This is a genomic window from Lancefieldella sp. Marseille-Q7238, from assembly GCF_949152215.1.
Taxonomy (GTDB): domain Bacteria; phylum Actinomycetota; class Coriobacteriia; order Coriobacteriales; family Atopobiaceae; genus Lancefieldella.
The window spans coordinates 1,195,814-1,216,614 of sequence record NZ_OX424407.1; the positions used below are offsets into that span (position 1 = coordinate 1,195,814).

A 20,801-nucleotide genomic window follows, 5' to 3' on the forward strand; every position below is an offset into this window, starting at 1 on the left:
AGGAAGAACAATGCAAATTACGTTATTACAGGCTTTTTTGATTGGAGTGATTTATTACTTCGGCTTTGTGGGGACGCCATGGTTCCTTCTTCTAGGCGGAATCTCTATTGTTCAAAAGCCTTTGGTTGCGGGTGTATTGGTGGGGATAATTCTCGGCAATCCAGTTCAGGGAGCTATTGTAGGCGCGGCCGTTCAGATGCCCTTTATTGCATACATTTTTGCAGGAGGTGCGCAACCAAATGATCCTGGACTTGCGGGAACCTTAGGTGTTGCCTTGGCTCTTGCTGCCAATCTTGATCCTGAATCTGCGGTAGCCATTTCTGTTCCAATTGCACTAATCGGAACAATCATCAATGTTGTGAGAATGACCCTTGATGTAACATTCGTTCATATGATTGATGCCGCTGCAGCTCGAGGAAACATGAAACAAGCTGTGTTTTTACACATAGTGCCACCACAGATTCTTTGTTTTGTTCTTTGCGTAGTTCCTGTTACCCTTGGATGTTATTACGGTGTTGGTGCTGTTTCTAATATCATCAATATTATGCAAGGAAGACCTCTATATACATTGCAGGTTATAGGAGGGGTTCTGCCGGCGCTTGGTATCGCTATGAACCTTCGTACTTTAGATCGTCCAGGCACACTTATTTGGTTCATTTTTGGATTCATATTGAGCGCGTATCTTGGATTGGGCGCAATGCCTATTGCAATCATTGGCTTTGTCATTGCATTCTTTTATGTTCAGCTTGAAATGAAGGCAGAGGAAGGTAAGGTTGTTCCTGTGCTTTCATCCTCAGGTAGAGCTGTTTCACCGGCCACATCAGACATTGCTTCCGATGATTCTGATGACGATTTCGAGTAAAGGAAGCGATAGTTATGACTAAAAATGGCGATACAAAAGCTACTGTTACGGTAAATAGAAAGCACTTAACAAAAAAAGACGCGACCCTTGCATGGTTCAAGTGGATTGCCCTGTCGAATTGTAATTATAACTATGAGCGTTTGATGGCTTCTGCTCTGCTGTCTTCTTTTTCGCATATTCCCGAGAAGCTTTATCCCGGTGATAAGCAGAAGAAAATTGAATTTATGCAGAGGCAGATGGAATTTTATAATACTGAACCTCATTTTGGGTGCATTATCAATGGTCTTGCCCTTTCGATGGAAGAGGAAATGGCAGATAATTCGGCTGTTACACCAGAAGCTATTACTGCAGTTAAGACTGGATTGATGGGGCCTTTTGCAGGCATTGGAGATACTCTTTGGCAGGGGACTTTAACACCGATACTCTTGGCAATATGTATGCCACTTGCCAGTTCGGGTAATCCAATGGCTGCACTGCTGTATGCGGTTCTAATGTATGCAGTTATGGTGCCTATATCCCACTTTATGTTCTTTACCGGTTATAACCAAGGTAAAGAAGGCGTTGAAAATATGATGGCTTCGGGATCCATGAAAAGACTCATTGCTACCGCTTCAACCATGGGAGCAATTGTCCTCGGCTGTCTTGCGAATCAATATGTGTCTCTGACTTCCTATCTTTCTATTCCGGTAGGAGAAGGGGCTATTGATTTGCAGGCAACTCTCGACTCAATTCTAAAGGGAGGCGTTCCTTTAGCAATTACTATCTTAAGCTGGTACTTACTCAAAAAGAGAAATGTCAATTCAACCATTGTCCTTTTAATTTTGGTGGCAATTGGCATTCTACTTGGTGCTACCGGCCTGTTTGGTGGAGTTGCTTCGTAAGATTAAATTTGTAGAGTGGATTCTTTTTTCAAGTGGTTCTTTTAAAAGAGGACCACTTTTTCTCAATCAATCTATGAAACAGAGGTGGTTTGCAATACTATGTGAGAAGAGAGAATAACAGCTCGCGTTAACTTGGCATACCTGTTAAACAGCTCGAAAGGAGAACATGATGAAAGAAATCGTAATTGCTTGTGGATCAGGCATCGCAACCTCTACTGCTGTCGCGGCGAAAATTGCTGAGCTCTTAGACTCGAATGGTTTCAATGGTCAATATCACCTACAACAGTGCTCTATCGCAGAGGCTGTCGGTAAGTCAAAAAACGCTGATCTAGTTATCGCGACTACCGCTAAGCCTGATGGAATTGAGTGCCCCTTCATTTCAGGCATCGCCTTTTTGACGGGAATGGGTAAGGCGGCAGTCGAACAGCAAATCATTGATTTCATGAAAGAGTAAGTCAACAGCACATTCTTAAGACGGTACTTTTTCGCGTGGTACTAGTTTTGAAGAAAGTACATGGAAGTTTTTCTCGGCTATTCCTACGAAAGGAGCATACCTCATGGATTTCATTGTTGGATTCTTTGGAGGTCTTTCAAGCCTTGGAGTTTCGGTTGTCATGCCTATTGTGCTGACAATTATTGGTGTTTTATTTGGAGCGGGCTTTGGAAAAAGTCTTAAAGCTGGTCTTACCGTAGGTATTGGCTTTATCGGCCTCAACCTGGTAATTAACCAACTTATGGGTACTGACCTTGCCGGCGCTGTAACGGCGATGGTTACACGTTTTGGTTTAGGGCTTTCTGTCTTGGATGTTGGTTGGCCAGCAGCCTCTGCAATTGCTATGGGATCAATTGTAGGAACAATCATTATCCCGCTTGGGCTTGTGGTTAATATCGTCATGCTTTTGACCAATACCACTCAAACTGCGGACGTGGATATATGGAACTACTGGCACTTTGCTTTTACCGGCGCTCTTGTCGCTATTGTTACTAATAACGTCATGTTGGGTATTTGCGCTGCAATCATCAATGAAGTCATTGTTTTGATTATTGGTGATGTGACTGCTCCGCTCGTAGAGAAGTCACTTGGTCTTCCGGGAGTTTCTATTCCTCACGGGTTCTCTGGAGCTTATGTTCCTATTGCGTTTGCCGTTGATTGGATTTTGGATAAAATCCCCGGAGTCAAAGATATCAATATTGATATCCGCGGCCTGCAGAAAAAGTTCGGCGTTTTTGGTGATCCGGTTCTTCTCGGATCAATTATTGGCTTGATCATAGGCATCCTTGCCGGCTATGGTTTTCTTCCTCAAAAGGGCGTCGACGGGACAACTACTCCCGGGTTTTTAGCGATTGCAGTTTCCATGGGCGCTGTTATGGTGCTGATTCCGCGAATGGCGGCTCTGTTAATGGAAGGCCTTCTCCCTATTTCTGACGCCGCTTCAGCCTTCATACAAAAGCATTTTTCACATCGCGGCAGAATTTATATTGGCCTTGACTCAGCAGTTGGCACGGGCCATCCTGTGACGCTGACGCTCGCTCTTATTTTGGTGCCGGTCGCTGTTTTTCTGGCCGTCATTCTTCCCGGCAATAAGGTCGTGCCACTCGCCGACCTTGCCTGCATCCCCTATATGCTGGTTCTTGTCACCCCAATCGTTCATGAGAATGGCTTCAGGGGTCTCATTGTTGGTATTGTTGTTTTGGCTGTTGGTTTTTACATTGCGACTGATCTTTCACCTCTCATTACAACTGCTGCGGCAAATGTCAGCTTTGATATGAATGGCGCCGCGGCAATTTCATCAATTTGCGATGGCGCGAACCCGCTTAGCTGGCTTATTGTTCGTCTTGGTACTTTTGGCGCATTTGCAGGTATGATTATTCTTGCGGCAGGCGTAGTCGCTTTAGCGATTTGGAACCGTAGTAGGATTCTCAAGCAAGCCGCTGAGCTTCACGAAACATCCGATGCGAAAACAGCATAGGATTTTGGGCCGTTTGGGCTGTATTTGAAGTTAAGACAAATGGGCTCTGCGTAGTGTGATATGCGGAGCCCATTATCTACTGGGAGGCTTATGGCCAGCAAAAGAGAAGTCATAGATAGCCCTGCTACGAAGGCTGCAAAAAACGCTGCCAATCAGCTTGCAGAAGATACTGATGGTAATCGTGAGAATAGCAAGACGTACCTGTATGACCCCGGTCATTTTACGTGGGAAGTTACTGTACAGGGGATTATTTGCATCGTTCTCGCCGTTATGAGTATTGTTCTTATGGTGACTCGGAATTGGCCAGCGGGCTTGATGGTTGTAGTTTGTGTTGTGTCTTTCTATGGAGCTATCAAAACATTTGTCTCTAAGTCCTATCCGAGCGGCGTGACACTTACAAATGAATCAATTAGTTTTTCGTGTTACGGCGCCACGACTACCTATCAGTTGGCAGATGTACATGCTATACGGGTTCGAGAATATCCAGCGGACTTGCGCATGTATGTTCGAATGGATAACGATACTTTCTTACGAGGCAGGTATTGGATTAGAGGACGTTGGTTCAGTGATGGAGAAGAACTGTTCAAGCGCATATGTGAGTTAGAACTGAAAGTGAACCCTGATAGCCTCAAAGCGCAGGCGCGGCGTGACTAATTTGCGCGTACAAGAAACCCCGATTTCAATTTGGCGTTTGAAATCGGGGTTTGCTTCTATCCTGTTTACGTTATGCTACCGGATTAGCTCCGTTTGCAAACACCTGAATGACATGAGTGAAGTCCGCAAGCATACGATCGTAGGCAGTCGTGGTCATATCGTGCCAATAGACAGTCTCGCCGTTCTTCTCGCCAATGAGCTTTTCTACAGCCTCACCGGCATATTTCACGCCATAGGTGTAGTAGTTGATTTTACGGATACCGGCATTGATGGCCTTAGCATAGTCAGCGTCGGAAACGCCGGAGCCGCCGTGCATGACGAGCGGAGTCTGAGAGAGTTTTCTGATCTTATTGAGCACATTAAAGTTCAGGTGCGGTTCACCTTTGTAGATGCCGTGAACCGTTCCGAATGAGCATGCGAGAATATCAAGACCGGTTGATTGGATGAACTCAAGCGCTTGGGCGGGGTCGGTGTAGATGGCGCCTGATTCCTCTGCTGTGGCGCCTTCATCACGTTCTCCGAATTCACGGGAGCCCATTGAGCCAAGCTCACATTCAAGACCGGCATCGAAGCTTGCGCACATGTCGGCGGCTCGCTGGGAGTTCGCTACGTTTTCTTCGTAGGGTTGATAAGAGCCGTCGTACATCACGCCGTTGAAGCCCATCTCAAGAGCTCGGCGCAGGTAAGAGAGATTCTCTCCATGGTCAAGATGCACGCAGACCAAAGTGCTGGAGCGCTCCGCAAGGGCGACCATTGTAGGACCGATCTTATCAAGAGGAGCGAAGGGCTCATGACCTTCTGCATGGGCGATAATGACGGGATAGCCGGTCTTCTCGGCAGCGTCGATCGCGGCACGCAGCGCTTCCATACTCGGCACATTGAAGGAGGGAATTGCCATGTTATTCTGCTCGGCAATGGCACAGATATCGCGAAGATTTACCAGCATAATGACTCCTTTTCTAGAGGCATCTGATGCAGTTATGATGTAGATATGTCCTACGGGGCCGGCCGTACGTGGATAATTTGCCGACAACCTCGTGACATTTCTTACAAAAACTGCTACAACTTGTACATGTAATTATATACAAGTTTGGAAGTGTGGAAACGAGAAACTAGAAATCATGATTGACTGAGCGTGGGGTGTCTGTAGGATTTCGCATATGAAAGGAAATATGATGATTCTGAAGAAAGAACTTATTCTCCTTGCTGTTGAAGCCGCTGATTCTGAGGAAGCCCTGCGCATTGTCGCTCAGGGTTTTGTGGATAGTGGCTATGCGAAAGATACGTATCCCGGGGCCATTGTTGATCGTGAACGCGTATTTGCGACAGGGCTTCCCGCTCCTGCTTTTGATATTGCCATCCCGCATTGTGATAGTGAACATGTGATTAAGCCTGGCGTTGGTATTGCAACGTTAAAAGATCCTGTTGCATTTCACATGATGGGGGATCCTGAAACCATCTTACATCCAAAAGTTCTTTTTATGCTTGCTCTTACCGAGCCTCATGGTCAGCTTGAGATGCTTCAGAAACTTATCGGAGTCATTCAGGATGCCGAGCTTCTTGAGAAGATTGCCGCTTGCAATGATGCTGATGCGCTGTACGATCTTATGGCTCCCGTGCTGGGATGATAGAGGATAGAGGCGACTGCCAGTGGTTCTTTGACTATAAAATTGGGAGTGTGATCTTCTCGCGATTATTTTAGAACGAGGGATGAATCGACAGTGATAATCTTTTTTACTCCGGATTCGCGAAAATCATCGAGCTCTTTAAGTGGCGCGCCTGTATCGGTGATGAGACAGTCAACTTCATCAATTGACCCAAATTGAAAGTTTGAGGTTACTCCGATTTTAGTGGAGTCTGCAACGATGTATCGTTTCTGAGAGTGCTCCATCATTAGCGTGTTAATTGACGGCTCCGGTGAAGTTGCAGAGGTCAGTCCATAATTTACTGAAATTCCAGTACACCCCAGAAAACATTTTGTTGCCGATACCTTTTCGATACAGCTCATAGCCACTTCGCCTGTCATAGAAGAGCGGGGAGGACGGATTTCTCCTCCGGTCAAAATAATCGTATACGGAGGATTGTCGTTCAAAAGAAGTGCCTTACCGTTATTGGTTATGACGGTAACATCCTGAGCTGTAATCCAGCTTAGAATGCTCAGCGCAACAGAACTGGTATTCAAGAGAATACAGTCTCCGTCTTTGACATGTTTAGCCGCTTCATAGGAAATGGCTCGATTAGCTCTGATTTGTTTTGATCCCGAGGGGCGCCCGTAGGGATTTTTAAGAGTTGCATAACCATGGTGTCTGCTGGCAATGCCTTCTTCCTCTAGATAGTCCAGATCGCGCCTTATAGTAAGCGGGGAAACATCAAGCTGGAGCGAAAGTTCAGTGATACTGATTCGCCCTATGTTTTCAAGGATGGAAGCGATTCGCTCACGGCGACTTGTTACTTCAGCGTCACTCTTTCTCATCAGATTTTCTCCATACATCTATACGAATATTTCAGAATATTATATGAATGTACAATCAAATATATACGAATTACATTATACAAAAGTATACTAAGATAGCAAGAGAAAATAGTATAAAAGTATCTATATCTGTAGACAAATTCTTATAATTGCAGTTGTTTTACTATAAAATAAAGATAACTTGATATGATATAAATATATGATTCAGCTGTTTTATTTCAAACATCATAAATTTTTATGAACAGTATTTATGAAAGAAATATGAATAAATTGTTGCTTCAATACACAATTGGTGGCATAGTATATACAAGATTACGTCTTACCTTATGGATCTCATACAACAGATGAGAGCATTCAACGAAAGGCAAGGTAGAGCATCTATGTTGAGCGATCTTTTATCGAAGGAATTGGTTCAGCTGGATGTTGACGCCGCTGACTGGGAAGATGCCATTAAAAAAGCAACTCAGCCGTTGGTGGACAACAAAAAAGTAACGGTTGATTATGTCAACGACATAATCAAAGGCGTTCATGATCTCGGTCCCTATATTGTTATTACAGAACACGTTGCCCTTCCGCACGCTCGCCCGGAATCCGGCGCTCTTGAACCGGCCGTGGGAATTACGATATTAAAAAATCCCGTGGAATTCGGTAGCACAGATAACGATCCCGTCAAATTCCTTTTTCCGCTTGCCGCAAAAGATAGCGAAAGTCATTTGGGAGCCCTTCAGTCGTTAGTTGAATTGCTTTCAGATCCGGATTTCTTTGTTCAGCTTGAGGCTGCAAAAACAGCTGAAGAGATAGTAGCGCTCGTAAACCAAAAGGAAGGAAGGCTGTAATGGCAAAGACGTATCATGCACTCGTATGTTGCCGCGCCGGTATGGGATCTTCGATGATGCTTAAAATCAAAGTCGATCAGGTAATCAAAGAAAATAATTTTCCTGTTGAGACGGAGCACGGCAATCTCGATTCCCTCATTGGGTTTAACGGAGATCTCGTTATCACTATGTCCGATCTTACGGATGAGCTTAATGCCGATCCCCGCGTTCCGTCTGCAATTGGCATTACCAATATTGTCGATAAGAATGAAATGAAAGAAAAACTGGGCACGTGGCTTGCTGAGCATGCTGAGTAATCATCCGGAATCGATCGTTTCTAAGTAAGGTATTGTTGGAAATTTGCTGAAGGGGTAATCGCATGCTTAATGCAATCCTTATGCAGCTGAGAGACACTGCCGTTATCATGGGTATCATTGCCCTCGTAGGTCTTTTGCTGCAAAAGAAGTCCGCTGTGGACGTCTTTTCTGGTACGGTAAAAACCATTATTGGCTTTATGATTTTCAATATTGGTTCAAGTGCAATGTCCTCACAGGTGAATATATTTTCCGATATGTTCAGCCGCGCGTTTTCTGTTCACGGTGTTGTAACGCAGGTCGAAGTTGCGACTGCGCTTGCCCTTAATACGTACGGCACCGAAGTGGCAATGGTCATGGTCCTTGGCTTCATTATGAACTTGGTCGTTGCTCGCTTTACGAAATTCAAGGCCGTCTTCCTTACCGGCCAGCACTTCCTTTACTTTTCTTGCGTGCTTGCTTTGGTATTCATTGCTCTTGGTTTGCCAATGGCTGTCACGGTTATTCTTGGTGGTGTTATTCTCGGTTTCTGCGGCGCGGCGCTGCCATCGCTTTGTCAGCCTTTCGTAAACAAACTTGTAGGAGCTGACAATATCGCAATCGGCCACTTTAACTGCATTGGTTATGCCTTCTCTGGCTATGTAGGAAAGCTCTTTCAAAAGAAGAATGAAGTTGAAGCAGGGTCTGATGACGCAGCAGCTAATCTTCCAGAATTCTTCAAGCTTTTCAAAGACTTTGTTTTCTCCGTTGCCCTGTTCATGATTGTTTTGTTCTATGTAGTAACCATTGCCTGCTATGCAACAGGTCACTTTGGCGATACGCTTGCAAATGGTAAATCCTTCATGAGCTACTTCGGCAATGATATCTGGTGGGTCTGGCCTTTCCTTGCGGGTCTTCAGTTTGCTGCCGGCATGTCTGTGCTTATTTACGGTGTGCGTCAGTTTATTGCCGAGATTACTGCGGCATTCGTAGGCATTTCCGAAAAGCTCATTCCTGATGCGCGTCCTGCCGTTGACTGCCCGGCTATTTTCCCGTTTGCCCCCAATGCAGTTATTATCGGCTTTATCGGATCCTTCCTCGGTGGTCTTGTGGCAATGGCGGCTATGGTCTTCTTCCACAGTGAAACTATCATGATTCCCGCAGCTGGTATCTGCTTCTTCTCTGGAGGTACCTGTGGTGTCTGCGGCTATGCATACGGTGGCTGGCGTGGTGCTTTGCTCGGTTCGTTCCTGGTTGGTATATTCCTTACAGCCGGTCCGCTCGTTCTTTATCCGGCATTTGCTCAGCTTGGAATTGCAGAAGCATCGTTCCCCAACGTGGACTATAACATCGTTGGTTCCATTCTTTATGGAATTGGGCACGCTATCGGACTTGCCTAGGGTTTCGATGTTTTCGCTCGACTCTAAGGTTTAAAACTGAGGGCACCTGTGGATGTCTATGGGTGCCCTTTGTTTCTCTCGTTGGATTGAGGTGTTGGATGCCAGATTCGCCAAAAAAGTCAATCTCACAGCAACTCTTTGGAAAGGCAGCCAAAAAGCGCACTGCTCAATCCATTGATGATGTCCAGGACGATATCATATATACGATTGAAGAGGACCGTGGGTATCTGCTGTCGTACATGGCCCTTAGACTAGTGGGCGTGTTTTTAGCGCTGTTTTTCTCATTTCTGATGTGGGTTTTTGCCAATCGGAGCGGAAATGTCATATTTCTAGTTGCCTTCATTATTGGGCTAACGGCAGCTTGGTTCTTCGCGAAGGGGCTGGGTAAAAAATCCGGACGGTTTATCTCACGTGTTCCCGTAGTTTCTTTTGGAGAAGAAAATATTTTTATTTTTGAAACAGCCGATAAAGAGTATCCGTTAATTGTGTCGTATGGTGATATTGCAGCATATAAAATCATCCGTCAAAAAAACGCATTACGACTGCTAATGAATGGTAAATGGGTCGAGCATCCCTCGGGATTTTATTTAATCGACATACAACGCCCTTTCATGAAAACAACGTTGAGCGACGTCCAAGAACGGATTAAGGATATCTTGCAAGACAACAAGATTAAAGAAGTAACTTCTTAAGGAGGAAACGCATGCAGACGGATAAAGAGCAAATACAAGAATTTCTCAGGATTGAAAAAGAATCTGTCGAGAAGTACCTCGAAAATGTTGATTTTGATGCTCTTAGCGCAGCGAAACAGTTGATTCTTGATGCAGAAAGTGGCGGCAATCGCCTTCACATAACCGGTATCGGTAAACCGGGCCACGTTGCGGGTTACGCCGCATCGCTCTTCTCGTCAACAGGAACGCCTGCCTACGAGCTTCATGGCACCGAGTGTGTGCATGGATCTGCTGGTCAGACTCGTCCCGGTGACGTAGTTATTGCCATTTCAAATTCAGGCGAAACAAGCGAACTCAAGTCTACGGTTACCTGTCTTAAGGGCGTCGGTGTTCGCATTATCGGCCTTACAGGAAACTCTCATTCCTGGCTGGCTCAAGAAGCAGATGTTGCTCTTATTGCAGGAGTTGAACAAGAAGGCGATTCGATGAACAAGCCTCCTCGAGCTTCTATCCTTGCTGAGATTATTGAACTCCAATGTCTTTCAATCCTCTTGCAGAATGAATACGGCTTGACTCCTCAGCAGTATGTCAAATGGCATCCGGGCGGGGCTTTGGGAGCTTCGATTCGTGAGGGAAAGTAACGTAGACTCTGAAGGGTGAATGAGATGTCATTATTTAACGGGATAATTGTGCCGATGGTTACTCCCTTCAAGCGAGATGCGGAGCAATCGATTAATTATGATGCTGCTGAACAGCTTGTCGAGAAGATTATTTCAGGCGGGGCAAGCGGGATTTTTACCTTTGGGTCTAACGGCGAATTTCACGTATGTTCCGCTGACGAGAAGATTAACTTCTCGAAATTTGTTATAGACGTGGTGGCTGGTCGTGTTCCTGTATATGTGGGAACGGGCTCATGTTCAACGCGCGAAGCAGTGGAGCTTTCAAAGCGTGCCGAAGCAATTGGCGCTGATGCGCTGTCCGTTATCAATCCGTATTTTTTAGGCATCAGTGACGCGCAGTTGGGGGACTACTTCAAGACGGTTGCTATGAGCGTCAAGATTCCGATGATTCTTTATAACATTCCAAAGGCAACTGGTAAAAATATTTCTAAAGAGGTATTTGCCGGAGTAAGCTCAATTGACACTATCAGAGGAATCAAAGATAGCTCAGGGGATCTTGCGATTTTGCAAGGCTATTTGGATGTGGCAGAGAGCAAGGATATGGATGTCCTTGTGGGGTCTGATGGCAAGATTTCTGCTGCTTATGAGCTTGGTGCTTCCGGCGCTATTGCAGGAACCGCCAATTTAATCACTGAGGTTGTAGTTGAGCTTTGGAGAGCGCTTGAAGCTGGGAATGCAAGGCAAGCGGAGGCTCTTCAGGCGGAAATTGAACCGCTTCGCGATATCTTGCACCTTGGATCAACGCCGCAGACTCTGAAACGCTCTCTTGAGCTTGCTGGCTATCCGGTCGGTCCGGCTCGCTATCCGGTTACTGAGGTGGCTGAAGGACTTGATAAAAAGATTATCGCTATGCTTGATTACTATACAATCGCGCATGACTAGGTCATTTGGAGGCATATTATGAAGTTGCAGAAAGCATACGTTACGCAGAGACTCTACGATACCTGCGCCTTTGCCGTTGTACGTGTTCCCACCATTGAACGTGGCTGTGAGATTGCTGAAGGCTTGCTTGCAGGTGGCGTGAAGGCTATGGAGATAAGCTATACGCTTCCCAATGCAGGCGAGGTGATTACTGGTATTAAGGAGCGTTTCGGTGACGATATGCTGGTTGGTGCCGGAACGGTTATGGAGGCAACGACAGCACGTCTCGCTATTATGTCAGGTGCTCAGTTTATAGTTGCCAATTGCGGTTCAGATGAGGTCGCCCGTATATGTAATCTCTATCAAATCCCGTATGCACCGGGGTGCACTACTATGACAGAGGCCAACCATGCTCTTGAAATGGGCGCAGCTTTCATCAAATGCTTCCCAATTTCTAATGTGTATGGCTCGAATTTAGTCGGTCTTTTTAAGACTCCGACTCCTTGGATGCCACTCATGGCTTCCGGCGGTATCAACCTGACAAACCTTTCTGAGTGGATTTCAAAGGGCATTGATTGCGCCGGAATGGGGAGCTTGCTTACAAAAGGAACGAAAAATGAGATCGCACAAAATGCTGCTGAAGTTCGGCACATCATCGATGAGGTTCGTTCTGAAAGATAAATAATCTCCAGCTTTATCGCCAGAATATGCAAGCCGACCCTGATGCGCTTCTTGGTCGGCTTGCTTCTTTTTTGTATAAATTGTTAACGCTTTAATAAAAAAACTATAGAATGAACCCGTACGTACTTTCAAGTCAACGTGAAAGAAGTGCTATGAGCCAGATTAAGGATATGCTCAAATTGGAAAATGTCCAGGTCGTTGATGCAGCAAAAGACTGGGAAGACGCTGTTCGTATTGCAGTTACCCCTTTGGTAAAAGGGGGATATGTTGAGGAACGCTATATTGACGGTATCATCGCCAATGCTCATGAGCTCGGGCCGTATTTTGTTCTCGTTCCAAATCTTGCATTACTTCATGCCCGTCCCGAACAGGGTGTTATTAAAAAACAGCTTGCGCTTACCATTTTACGCACCGGCACCGTATTCAAAGAGGGTCAGGCGCCTACGAGCGTACTGCTGACGCTTGCCGCTGAAGATTCGAACTCGCATATACAAGTGATGCGTGAGCTTGCCACATTGCTATCAGATCCTAAAAATATTGAAGCTCTTGCTCAAGCGGAAAATGCGCACGAGGCATATCAGCTCATGGTGTCCGAAGCATGAGCAATGTGAATAAGCTCTCGCTTTGTGAGCTGTAGTTTTGTGCATAGAGGTTGTGCGGGCCTTTTGCAATAGATTTTGAGTTCGATTAGATACTTGGAAGGAGTACGTAGTATGCCAGTTATAGATTTTGTCGTTAATGTGCTGTCAACGCCTGCGATTCTTGTTGGTCTTGTAGCTCTTCTCGGTCTGGTGCTTCAAAAGAAACCAATTGAGGAACTCGTAAAGGGTACCTTGAAGACCATAGTTGGTTTCTTGGTTCTTTCTGCTGGAGCAAGTTTCCTTCAGTCCGGTTCACTTCTTGCGTTTGGTGAAATTTTTAATTATGCCTTTAACATGCAGGGCGTTGTTCCCAACAATGAGGCCGTTGTCTCAATGGCGCTTCAGGACTTTGGACAGGCTACCGCAATCATTATGTGTCTTGGCATGGTTCTCAACATCGTCCTTGCGCGCTTTTCCCGCATGCATTACATCTTCCTGACCGGTCATCATACGCTTTATATGGCAGCTATGCTCGCTATCATTTTGCATATCGGTGGTCTGTCCGGTTGGATGCTCTATATTGCCGGAGCTTGCCTTTTAGGCCTTATCATGGTGCTCTCCCCAGCGTATTGCCAGCCGACCATGCGTAAGGTAACCGGCAGCGATTCCGTTGCTCTTGGACACTTTGGCGGCGTTGGCTATTGGCTTGCCGGAATGGTTGGAAAGCTCTTTGCTTCCGATAAAGAGAACAGCACCGAAAATCTCAAGTTCTCCAAGCGTCTTATTTTCTTGCGTGATAACACGGTTTCCATCGGTCTTACCATGATCATCATGTTTCTTGTCATTACTGGTGTTGCTGTGGGCCGCGGTCTTTTAAGCGTTGTTCCTGCCGGTATCTCCGCTGCTGACTTTGCTTCTGACCCCGCCTATGCCGGCTTCCAACACCTTGGCGACTTGCTTAACGTCGGTACAGAAACTACTACAAACTGGGTAGTCTGGGCATTTCTGCGGGGACTTTCCTTTGCAGGTGGCGTTTATATCATTCTCTCTGGCGTCCGTCTCATCATTGGCGAGATTGTTCCTGCGTTTAAGGGCATTGCTGAGAAGCTTGTTCCCGGTGCAAAGCCGGCGCTCGATTGTCCTATCGCGTTCACCTATGCTCCCAACGCCGTTATTATCGGCTTTTTGTCTTCCTTTGTCGGAGGAATTCTTGGCTTGATTTTGCTTGGGGTCATTAATGCCAGTCTTGTTCCCATTGCTCTTATTCTTCCGGGCGTCGTGCCTCACTTCTTCTGCGGCGCGACGGCTGGCGTCTTTGGTAATGCTGAAGGAGGCATGAAAGGTTGCATCGCCGGCGCGTTTGCACACGGCCTGCTCATTACCTTCCTTCCGGCGTTTTGTATGCCGGTCTTTACCAGCATGGGCTTTACTTCTGCGACGTTCTCCGACGCCGACTTCTCGGTCATGGCGCTCATCTTTGGAAACGTTGCTCTTAACGTTCAGGGTGTTGTCTTGACGGGCATTTGCGTTGTGTGTTTCCTTCTTCCAATCATCTTCAACCTTGTCGCTCCTAAGCGCGAGGCATCCGAGAAGGCTACAAAATAGCTGTGTCTTAGGCCTGGTAGGGTTTTAAGCCTGCCAGGCCTGAGCAAGTTTCCAGGTTTGAGAGAGTTTCGGTTCGAATGCTTTCAACCCTGAGTAGGTTTAGGCAAGTATCGTTTTTCGTTTCTAACAAAGGGGATACAATGGCGATTCAAAAAATTCTTTGCTGCTGCGGCAGTGGCCTCGGCTCAAGTCTTATGGTCGAGATGAACGTTCAGGACGTTCTGAGAGAGCTTGGCGTTGATGGCGTTGAGGTTGAGCATTCGACTGTCTCTGACGTCATGCCCGGAGCTGCCGATTTATTTATTGTTGGTCGCGATCTCGGCGATTTTATTGCAAGCATTCCCGATGAGGAAAAAGTCGTTCTCGACAACATCCTTGATAAGGAAGAGCTGAAGGGCAAGCTCAGCGAGAAGTTCAACGCATAGTGCGTTTGAATACGGAGGTATCATGACCAATAAAGAACTGGAACATGTTGCCCGTGAAGTTCGCAAGGATATCCTTGTTGCAACGCATGCTGCAAAGTCAGGTCATCCGGGCGGCTCGCTTTCCGCAGCTGACGTTCTGACCTATCTCTATTTTGAAGAAATGAACGTGGATCCGTTGGAGCCTCGCAAGGTCGGGCGGGATCGCTTTGTGCTTTCAAAGGGTCACGTGACCCCTGCATTGTACGGCGTCCTTGCTGAACGCGGGTTTTTTCCCAAGGAAGAGCTGGAGACGTTCCGTCATCTGAATACTCGTCTGCAGGGTCACCCCAACATGAATGACACACCGGGTGTTGATATGAGCACCGGATCTCTCGGACAGGGCGTTTCAACGGCAGTCGGGATGGCGCTTGCCGCAAAGAAATTCGGGGACGCATACCGCACGTATGCGCTTCTCGGTGATGGTGAGATTGAAGAGGGTCAGGTTTGGGAAGCGGCGATGTTTGCCGGCAATCACAAGCTGGACAATCTGACACTTATCATCGACAACAATGGACTTCAGCTTGACGGGACACTTGAACAGATCAACTCGCCGCTTCCTATTGGCGAGAAGTTCCGAGCATTCAAGTTCCATGTTATTGAGGTTGCCGATGGCAGTAACTTTGATCAGTTGCGTGCGGCTTTCGGTGAGGCTCGCGCCACAAAGGGTCAGCCAAGCGTAATCGTTGCTCATACGATTAAGGGCAAGGGTGTTTCATTTATGGAAGGCCAGGTTGGCTGGCACGGCAAAGCACCAAATGATGAGCAGTTTGCCCAAGGGATGGCTGAACTTGAGAAGGAGGCCGAGTAACCATGGCAGAAGTCAAAAAAATCGCTACGCGTGACGCGTACGGCAAGGCTCTTGTAGAACTTGGCCGTGACCATGACGATCTTCTCGTGTTCGATGCTGACCTTGCAGAAGCTACGCGTTCAGGTAAGTTTGGCGAAGCATATCCGGAGCGCTTTATTGACTGCGGCATTGCCGAGGCCAACATGATTGGTATGGCCGCAGGTGTTGCCGCTACCGGTCGTACGGTCTTTGCTACTTCGTTTGCCATGTTTGCGTCGGGTCGGGCTTTTGAGCAAATCAGAAATTCCGTTGGCTATCCTCACCTGAACGTTAAGATTGGCGCCACGCACGGTGGCCTTTCCGTGGGCGAAGATGGAGCCACACATCAGTGCAATGAGGATTTCGCCGTGATGAGCACCATTCCCGGTATGACGGTCATCAGTCCTTCTGATGCCATTGAAGCGGAAGCAGCCGTTCATGCTGCGTATGAAATCGACGGCCCTGTGTACATGCGTTTTGGACGTCTCCCGGTTCCTGTCATCAACGATCGTCCTGATTATACGTTTGAGGTGGGTAAGGGTATCGTGCTTCGCGAGGGAACCGACGTTACTCTCGTTGCAACCGGTCTCATGGTTGGTACCGTTTTGGAAGTTGCTGAGGAGCTTTCGCGCGTGGGGATAAGTGCTGAGGTCATCAATATTCACACGATTAAGCCGATTGATGTCGATCTTCTCGTTACGTCCGCACAAAAGACGGGCAGGGTCGTGACGGTTGAGGAACATTCCGTTATTGGTGGTTTGGGAAGTGCGGTATGTAAGGCGCTTTCCGAGCATGCTCCCGTACCCGTGAAAGTCATCGGCGTTGAGGACACGTTTGGTGAGTCCGGTCCTGCTCTTGAGGTGCTCGCAAAGTACGGCCTTGATAAAGCAAGTGTTTTGGCAAAAGTGCAGGAATTCTGCAAGTAACGCTTACAGCGTCCGTGAATCGCAGGTCAGTTCAGGTCAATCAAAAACAGCAAGTGCGCTAGCTACAAGTGCACTTGCTGTTATGCGTTTTGATGCTTGTTCTATTTTTCGTACGCATTTCGCCGGTGCCCGATTGTCAGAGCCAAAATTATGAGTTGAGCGTCCTCAATGTAACAGATAAGGCGATAATCACCTATTCTGTATCGCCACTGACCACTTCTGACCGTTGCGTCAATACGTTGAATACTAGCGTCTCAAGGGCGCGACTTTACGTATTTTTGAGGCGCTTTCCAAGTAGGTCATGTATCATGAGAATACGAGTATGTTCTGCAGTTACCTGCAGATAGACCAAGACAACAGAGGTAAGAAGGAAGGGAGCGAAAATGAAATTTTTTATCGATACGGCCAATCTTGACGAGATTGCCGAAGCGAAGAGCTGGGGATGCCTTGCAGGGGTTACTACGAACCCTACACTTTATGCAAAAACAGGGGGCAAGCTCGAAGATTTTGAACCTCATATGGTAAAAATTGCCAAACTTTGCGAAGGCCTTCCCGTTTCTGCTGAGTCAACAGCGGAAACCGCGGAGGACATGATTGCCGAAGGTCGCCATCTGGCCTCTCTGGCGCCTAACATTGTGGTAAAGCTTCCCATTTGTCCTGAAGCGCTCGCCGCTACTCACACCCTCGCGGCAGAGGGCGTCCGCATAAACATGACGCTTATCTTTTCCGCTCCACAGGCACTTCTCGCCGCAAACGCGGGAGCTCGCTATGTGTCGCCGTTCCTTGGTCGCTTTGACGACATCGGAGAAGACGGTGTCGCACAACTTGCTGATGTGGTTGAGGTTATTCAAAATTACGACTGGTCGGGTAAGAATGTGGATGATCAGGTTGAGATTATTTCCGCCTCTATTCGTACGCCCCATCATGTAACTCAGGCAGCTCGCCTCGGTGCTGATATCGCAACCGTTCCCTTTGCCGCGCTTAAGAAGTGCGTGCAGCATCCGCTCACTGAGAAGGGGCTCGCTAGTTTTAAGGCGGATTGGGAGAAGGTCAAGGCACTGTAGACTAATACGAGAGAAGTATTGGCAAGTGGCATGATATAGCAGGTCCTGGGCTTCCTTGGGGCCTGCTATTACTTTCATTCAGGGATGAGTTTGCGAGTCGCTTATAGCTCTTTTTAAAAGCAGAAGTGAACTTGACCCGATACATCTAAGCTTCCAAAGCTCTCTTCAAATCTGTCAGATTGTCATAAGAGGCGACCGCTTCATCACGAGAAATTCGTTTAGCTTCTGCCATAGCTTTCAGGGTCTTCTGACTGTAATTGGGATCTTCAACCGCGAAGGGAAGACCACCGCGCAATAGACATTGGCGAAGAAAAATATTGACTGCGCTAGACATGTCCATTCCCAAGTCATTAAACAATAAAGTTGCCTGGGTTTTTACGGTTTCATCAATCCGAATTTGAGTTGGTACAGTTGCCATAAATGCCACCACCTTTCAATAAACAATGTAATGTGTATGGTTTACATTGTCAATTATTTGTAGCTGTCTTGTGCATTCAAGTACTGTAGTTTTGTTAAAAATAAAGCCGTCGGGCGCATAGTGAGCCCGGCGGCTTTTTCTGTCATATGGTGCCCCCAGCGAGAATCGAACTCGCATTGCCGCCTTGAAAGGGCGATGTCCTAACCTTTAGACGATGGGGACGCAAGGAAAGAGTATAGCAAACGTTGGCCAAAGTCACGTCGAGGTTTTAGCTATTTATTCGTTCAAATCAAATCCATTTGCTTCAGCGTAGCTGTCTGAAGCTGCCGAGAAGTCGGGAATTTGCTCTGCCCACCCCACAAAATCGGGAGAGTCGACGATAATCGGCTCCGCTTCGTGAATGGCGAGAAGGGCCTCTTCAAAGCTCCCTGCTGCTGCCTTCGGCCTGTCGGGAATATACACATCAACGAAAGTAGGATGGAGGAGGGCGAAGGCGCCGCCTTCGGTATTCATCTGGTAACTCTTGAGGGCTCTGCGCGCAGAGCTGAGACGTGAAAGCTTGAAGAGCAAAATGGCGCGCGCGAGCTCAGACCATGCGTTGCTGTGAGGATTGTATGTTTTGTCAAGTCTGTTAAGTGCATTCTCATCTTCAAGGCGAGCATAGACAAGCGCTAAGGTAAGCCGAGCTCCGACCTGGTCGGAAGGGGAGTCTTTGAGAAGTTGTTCACAGGTTGCTTGCGAGAGCCTGAAGCGAGCAGTGTCAAGGTACTCTCGTGCAATGGCGGCGTGCAATCTGAGATAGGGGCGTGCAAAAACATTGCCCCACATATCCGAGGTATCCGGTCGTGACAGCAAGTCGGTGGCACGGATTTCTTCTCGGGCGCCTTGCTGAAGATGCAGCAGGGTCTGGAGCGTATGTTCATGGTCGGACCCATCAAGGAGGGCTTTAATCCGAAGGAGATCCGTGGTTTCGCCGTACTTCTCGCGAATGCTTGCCAAGGAGTCCCAGAGTTTTTTGATGCGCTCGGTGCGGGTGGCCATGAACTCTTCATCGTTGTATGCCTCGTCATTGTTTTGCGCGTCAACATACAGCTGCACCGCTTGAGCGAGGTAATAGAAGGAGAGTTCTCCCGTTTCTTCAGCGTATGTTTTGGGATCGGAATGTACTGCCAACAAAAGTTCACGATAAGCGGCGTCAGACAGAGGACCTATGGAGGCGTTCCGCTTGAGAGCGCAGCGCTGGATCAATTCTTCAGTAAGACTTGTTTCAGTGCGGTTCATGACAGGTTGTCCTCAAGGTCCTGATGTATAAAGTGCAGCAGCTCTTCTTCGAAATCATCGGTGAAATCGGGGTAGCGCTTTTGAATCTCGGTGCCAAGCCAGCGGCCAAAAACGCCGCGACCGGTGAAATCGTTGCCTTCCTGAAGCAGCACGGCCGCTTCGGAAACCGCGAGGATAAGTTCGTCTTCCGAGTAAGGTTCAACGTTAAGACGCGCATACTCGCCTTCGGGGATATTCCGCTGGACAAAGAGGGTAAGCGCACCTGTGGCATACCGTTCGAGCAGCTTGGATACAAGGGCAGAAGCGGAAGCGAGATCATTTTCCTTAAAGGCGAGGGCTATCCGGGAAAGCGTCATCCAGGCATCATCAGAAGGACGCGCCGGCTTGACGGTTACATATTGGTTTTGGAGCTTTACGAGTCCATGCTGGTCTTCCAGTTTTGCGTAGGCCAGTGCAAGCGTGAATCGAACGTTTCCAAAATCATAAGGATCAAGCGAAAAGAGCTTCTGTCCGTATGCAATGGCCGCCTTATTACGACCGGCAATGAGTGCTCGGGAGGCAAGCGCTGCAAGCCAGCGATGATAGGGCCGCATGGCAAGTTCAGTGACGGCTTCCTCGAACTCTTTCGGAACGTTTTGTGAAGCTGCGGCAGCTTTCTCTGTGCAAGCCCGGAAAACTTCCTCCTCAAGCTCCGCAAGATACGAATAGCTTTCCTCAAGCATGCTGCAGCTCATGGATTGCTGGATACGGAGGGCGTCAAAGCAGTTTGGGTCAAGAGAGCAAGCGTCTTTCAAAAGGCGTTTTCCATCTTGGATGAGCCTTTCTCCTCCGGAGATGTCGGCGCCCGGGAGTAGGTAGTCGATTTTTTCAACGGCCTGCGACATAAGGTGGAAGGCGCGGTTTTCATCAGAGTCAAGCAGCGTGTCGGCGTGGTTTGAAAAACGCTCGATAAAGACTTCAAAGGCATGCGGCTCAGGAGGCTCGGCAGCGCCCATGTCAATCAAGTGTTGGACAAAAAGGCGATCAAAGTCTTCCTTTTTTGGATCAAATGCCACGCGTTCTCCTCCGAATGAGACTCTCTGTCTCTCTGGTCGTATCTCTATGGTAGACCACTCGTAGTTCAGGGAATAGAAGAACATGTCATGTGGCGCGTTTTTCTCGCCACGTTATCGCTACATTCTCGTCGTGTCACGGTATCTCTAGGTTCTCGCTACATTCTCGCTGCGCCCTTGCTGTAGTCTTACTCAGAGAATGTGCTGGTACAAGTGTGCCGATAAATAATTTGATAACCGTAAAAGTGAAAACAGCCCGTATTGTCGATATAGTAACGTTAACATCTGGCGCAAAATGTGCTAGATTACACACTAGTGTCAAATGACGCAAGACGGGGAAGTG

At 47.5% G+C, this 20,801-nt stretch carries 25 protein-coding genes and 1 tRNA gene; 19 read left to right on the top strand and 7 right to left on the bottom strand.

Annotated elements, in window-relative coordinates:
• Window positions 1–10: 10 nt before the first annotated feature.
• From QM016_RS05425 to QM016_RS05445, 5 genes are all read left to right on the top strand, one after another.
• Complete coding sequence (locus QM016_RS05425; protein WP_016477518.1) at window positions 11–862, top strand: PTS sugar transporter subunit IIC; 852 nt, start codon at window positions 11–13, stop codon at window positions 860–862.
• A gap of 14 nt (window positions 863–876) precedes the next feature.
• The gene (locus QM016_RS05430; protein ID WP_016477517.1) at window positions 877–1,743 is read left to right on the top strand and encodes a PTS system mannose/fructose/sorbose family transporter subunit IID; all 867 of its coding nucleotides are present in this window, start codon (window positions 877–879) and stop codon (window positions 1,741–1,743) included.
• Between the two features lie 169 nt (window positions 1,744–1,912).
• A complete protein-coding gene (locus tag QM016_RS05435; protein WP_016477516.1) occupies window positions 1,913–2,197 on the top strand; it encodes a PTS sugar transporter subunit IIB in 285 nt (94 codons plus the stop codon).
• Between the two features lie 103 nt (window positions 2,198–2,300).
• Entirely contained in the window at window positions 2,301–3,713 is a 1,413-nt protein-coding gene (locus QM016_RS05440) for a PTS sugar transporter subunit IIC (protein ID WP_016477515.1), read from the top strand.
• A gap of 90 nt (window positions 3,714–3,803) precedes the next feature.
• Window positions 3,804–4,367: a hypothetical protein gene (locus tag QM016_RS05445; protein WP_282710654.1), complete on the top strand. Its 564-nt coding sequence runs from the start codon at window positions 3,804–3,806 to the stop codon at window positions 4,365–4,367.
• A 70-nt stretch (window positions 4,368–4,437) separates the two neighbouring features.
• Here QM016_RS05445 and QM016_RS05450 read toward each other — a convergent pair whose 3' ends face one another.
• Window positions 4,438–5,313: a class II fructose-bisphosphate aldolase gene (locus QM016_RS05450; protein WP_282710656.1), complete on the bottom strand. Its 876-nt coding sequence runs from the start codon at window positions 5,311–5,313 to the stop codon at window positions 4,438–4,440.
• Window positions 5,314–5,542: 229 nt separating this feature from the next.
• On the opposite strand from QM016_RS05450, the gene QM016_RS05455 reads away from it, so the two are divergent.
• Window positions 5,543–5,995, top strand: coding sequence for a PTS sugar transporter subunit IIA (locus QM016_RS05455; RefSeq protein ID WP_282710658.1), 453 nt, complete (start codon window positions 5,543–5,545; stop codon window positions 5,993–5,995).
• Window positions 5,996–6,060: 65 nt separating this feature from the next.
• Here the strand turns inward: QM016_RS05455 and QM016_RS05460 are convergent, their stop codons facing one another.
• Window positions 6,061–6,840 carry a DeoR/GlpR family DNA-binding transcription regulator gene (locus QM016_RS05460; protein WP_282710660.1) on the bottom strand — a complete coding sequence of 260 codons (780 nt, stop codon included), beginning with the start codon at window positions 6,838–6,840 and terminating at the stop codon, window positions 6,061–6,063.
• 380 nt (window positions 6,841–7,220) lie between these two features.
• On the opposite strand from QM016_RS05460, the gene QM016_RS05465 reads away from it, so the two are divergent.
• The 12 genes from QM016_RS05465 to QM016_RS05520 all read left to right on the top strand — a co-directional run bounded on the left by QM016_RS05465 (window position 7,221) and on the right by QM016_RS05520 (window position 16,643).
• Complete coding sequence (locus QM016_RS05465; protein WP_282710662.1) at window positions 7,221–7,676, top strand: PTS sugar transporter subunit IIA; 456 nt, start codon at window positions 7,221–7,223, stop codon at window positions 7,674–7,676.
• Complete coding sequence (locus QM016_RS05470; protein WP_282710667.1) at window positions 7,676–7,972, top strand: PTS sugar transporter subunit IIB; 297 nt, start codon at window positions 7,676–7,678, stop codon at window positions 7,970–7,972. The genes QM016_RS05465 and QM016_RS05470 overlap by 1 nt, the downstream gene beginning before the upstream one ends.
• Before the next feature lie 62 nt (window positions 7,973–8,034).
• Window positions 8,035–9,348 carry a PTS ascorbate transporter subunit IIC gene (locus QM016_RS05475; protein WP_282710671.1) on the top strand — a complete coding sequence of 438 codons (1,314 nt, stop codon included), beginning with the start codon at window positions 8,035–8,037 and terminating at the stop codon, window positions 9,346–9,348.
• 98 nt (window positions 9,349–9,446) lie between these two features.
• The gene (locus tag QM016_RS05480) at window positions 9,447–10,040 is read left to right on the top strand and encodes a hypothetical protein (RefSeq protein WP_282710672.1); all 594 of its coding nucleotides are present in this window, start codon (window positions 9,447–9,449) and stop codon (window positions 10,038–10,040) included.
• Window positions 10,041–10,051: 11 nt separating this feature from the next.
• Window positions 10,052–10,660: an SIS domain-containing protein gene (locus QM016_RS05485; RefSeq protein WP_282710675.1), complete on the top strand. Its 609-nt coding sequence runs from the start codon at window positions 10,052–10,054 to the stop codon at window positions 10,658–10,660.
• 24 nt (window positions 10,661–10,684) lie between these two features.
• The gene (locus QM016_RS05490; protein WP_282710680.1) at window positions 10,685–11,581 is read left to right on the top strand and encodes a dihydrodipicolinate synthase family protein; all 897 of its coding nucleotides are present in this window, start codon (window positions 10,685–10,687) and stop codon (window positions 11,579–11,581) included.
• Between the two features lie 18 nt (window positions 11,582–11,599).
• Complete coding sequence (locus tag QM016_RS05495) at window positions 11,600–12,241, top strand: ketohydroxyglutarate aldolase (RefSeq protein ID WP_282710683.1); 642 nt, start codon at window positions 11,600–11,602, stop codon at window positions 12,239–12,241.
• Window positions 12,242–12,393: 152 nt separating this feature from the next.
• Window positions 12,394–12,843 (top strand): PTS sugar transporter subunit IIA, encoded by a 450-nt coding sequence (locus tag QM016_RS05500; protein ID WP_282710685.1) that lies wholly within the window; start codon window positions 12,394–12,396, stop codon window positions 12,841–12,843.
• Between the two features lie 111 nt (window positions 12,844–12,954).
• The gene (locus QM016_RS05505; RefSeq protein ID WP_016477510.1) at window positions 12,955–14,427 is read left to right on the top strand and encodes a PTS ascorbate transporter subunit IIC; all 1,473 of its coding nucleotides are present in this window, start codon (window positions 12,955–12,957) and stop codon (window positions 14,425–14,427) included.
• A 140-nt stretch (window positions 14,428–14,567) separates the two neighbouring features.
• Window positions 14,568–14,852 carry a PTS sugar transporter subunit IIB gene (locus tag QM016_RS05510; protein WP_016477509.1) on the top strand — a complete coding sequence of 95 codons (285 nt, stop codon included), beginning with the start codon at window positions 14,568–14,570 and terminating at the stop codon, window positions 14,850–14,852.
• Window positions 14,853–14,874: 22 nt separating this feature from the next.
• Window positions 14,875–15,699 (top strand): transketolase, encoded by an 825-nt coding sequence (locus QM016_RS05515; protein ID WP_282710704.1) that lies wholly within the window; start codon window positions 14,875–14,877, stop codon window positions 15,697–15,699.
• Between the two features lie 2 nt (window positions 15,700–15,701).
• Window positions 15,702–16,643 (top strand): transketolase family protein, encoded by a 942-nt coding sequence (locus QM016_RS05520; protein ID WP_282710709.1) that lies wholly within the window; start codon window positions 15,702–15,704, stop codon window positions 16,641–16,643.
• A gap of 101 nt (window positions 16,644–16,744) precedes the next feature.
• On the opposite strand, the gene QM016_RS05525 is transcribed toward QM016_RS05520, so the two are convergent.
• Window positions 16,745–16,888, bottom strand: coding sequence for a type II toxin-antitoxin system RelE/ParE family toxin (locus QM016_RS05525; RefSeq protein WP_349237902.1), 144 nt, complete (start codon window positions 16,886–16,888; stop codon window positions 16,745–16,747).
• Window positions 16,889–17,026: 138 nt separating this feature from the next.
• Between QM016_RS05525 and QM016_RS05530 the strand changes: the two genes are divergently transcribed.
• Window positions 17,027–17,707, top strand: a complete 681-nt coding sequence (locus QM016_RS05530; RefSeq protein WP_016477506.1) for a transaldolase family protein — start codon at window positions 17,027–17,029, stop codon at window positions 17,705–17,707.
• A 145-nt stretch (window positions 17,708–17,852) separates the two neighbouring features.
• Here QM016_RS05530 and QM016_RS05535 read toward each other — a convergent pair whose 3' ends face one another.
• The 4 genes from QM016_RS05535 to QM016_RS05550 all read right to left on the bottom strand — a co-directional run bounded on the left by QM016_RS05535 (window position 17,853) and on the right by QM016_RS05550 (window position 20,461).
• Window positions 17,853–18,125: a type II toxin-antitoxin system RelB/DinJ family antitoxin gene (locus QM016_RS05535; protein WP_282710726.1), complete on the bottom strand. Its 273-nt coding sequence runs from the start codon at window positions 18,123–18,125 to the stop codon at window positions 17,853–17,855.
• Between the two features lie 147 nt (window positions 18,126–18,272).
• Window positions 18,273–18,347, bottom strand: a tRNA-Glu gene (locus QM016_RS05540).
• Between the two features lie 54 nt (window positions 18,348–18,401).
• Window positions 18,402–19,406 (bottom strand): hypothetical protein, encoded by a 1,005-nt coding sequence (locus QM016_RS05545; RefSeq protein ID WP_282710730.1) that lies wholly within the window; start codon window positions 19,404–19,406, stop codon window positions 18,402–18,404.
• Complete coding sequence (locus QM016_RS05550) at window positions 19,403–20,461, bottom strand: hypothetical protein (protein ID WP_282710736.1); 1,059 nt, start codon at window positions 20,459–20,461, stop codon at window positions 19,403–19,405. The genes QM016_RS05545 and QM016_RS05550 overlap by 4 nt, the downstream gene beginning before the upstream one ends.
• Window positions 20,462–20,801 lie beyond the last annotated feature (340 nt).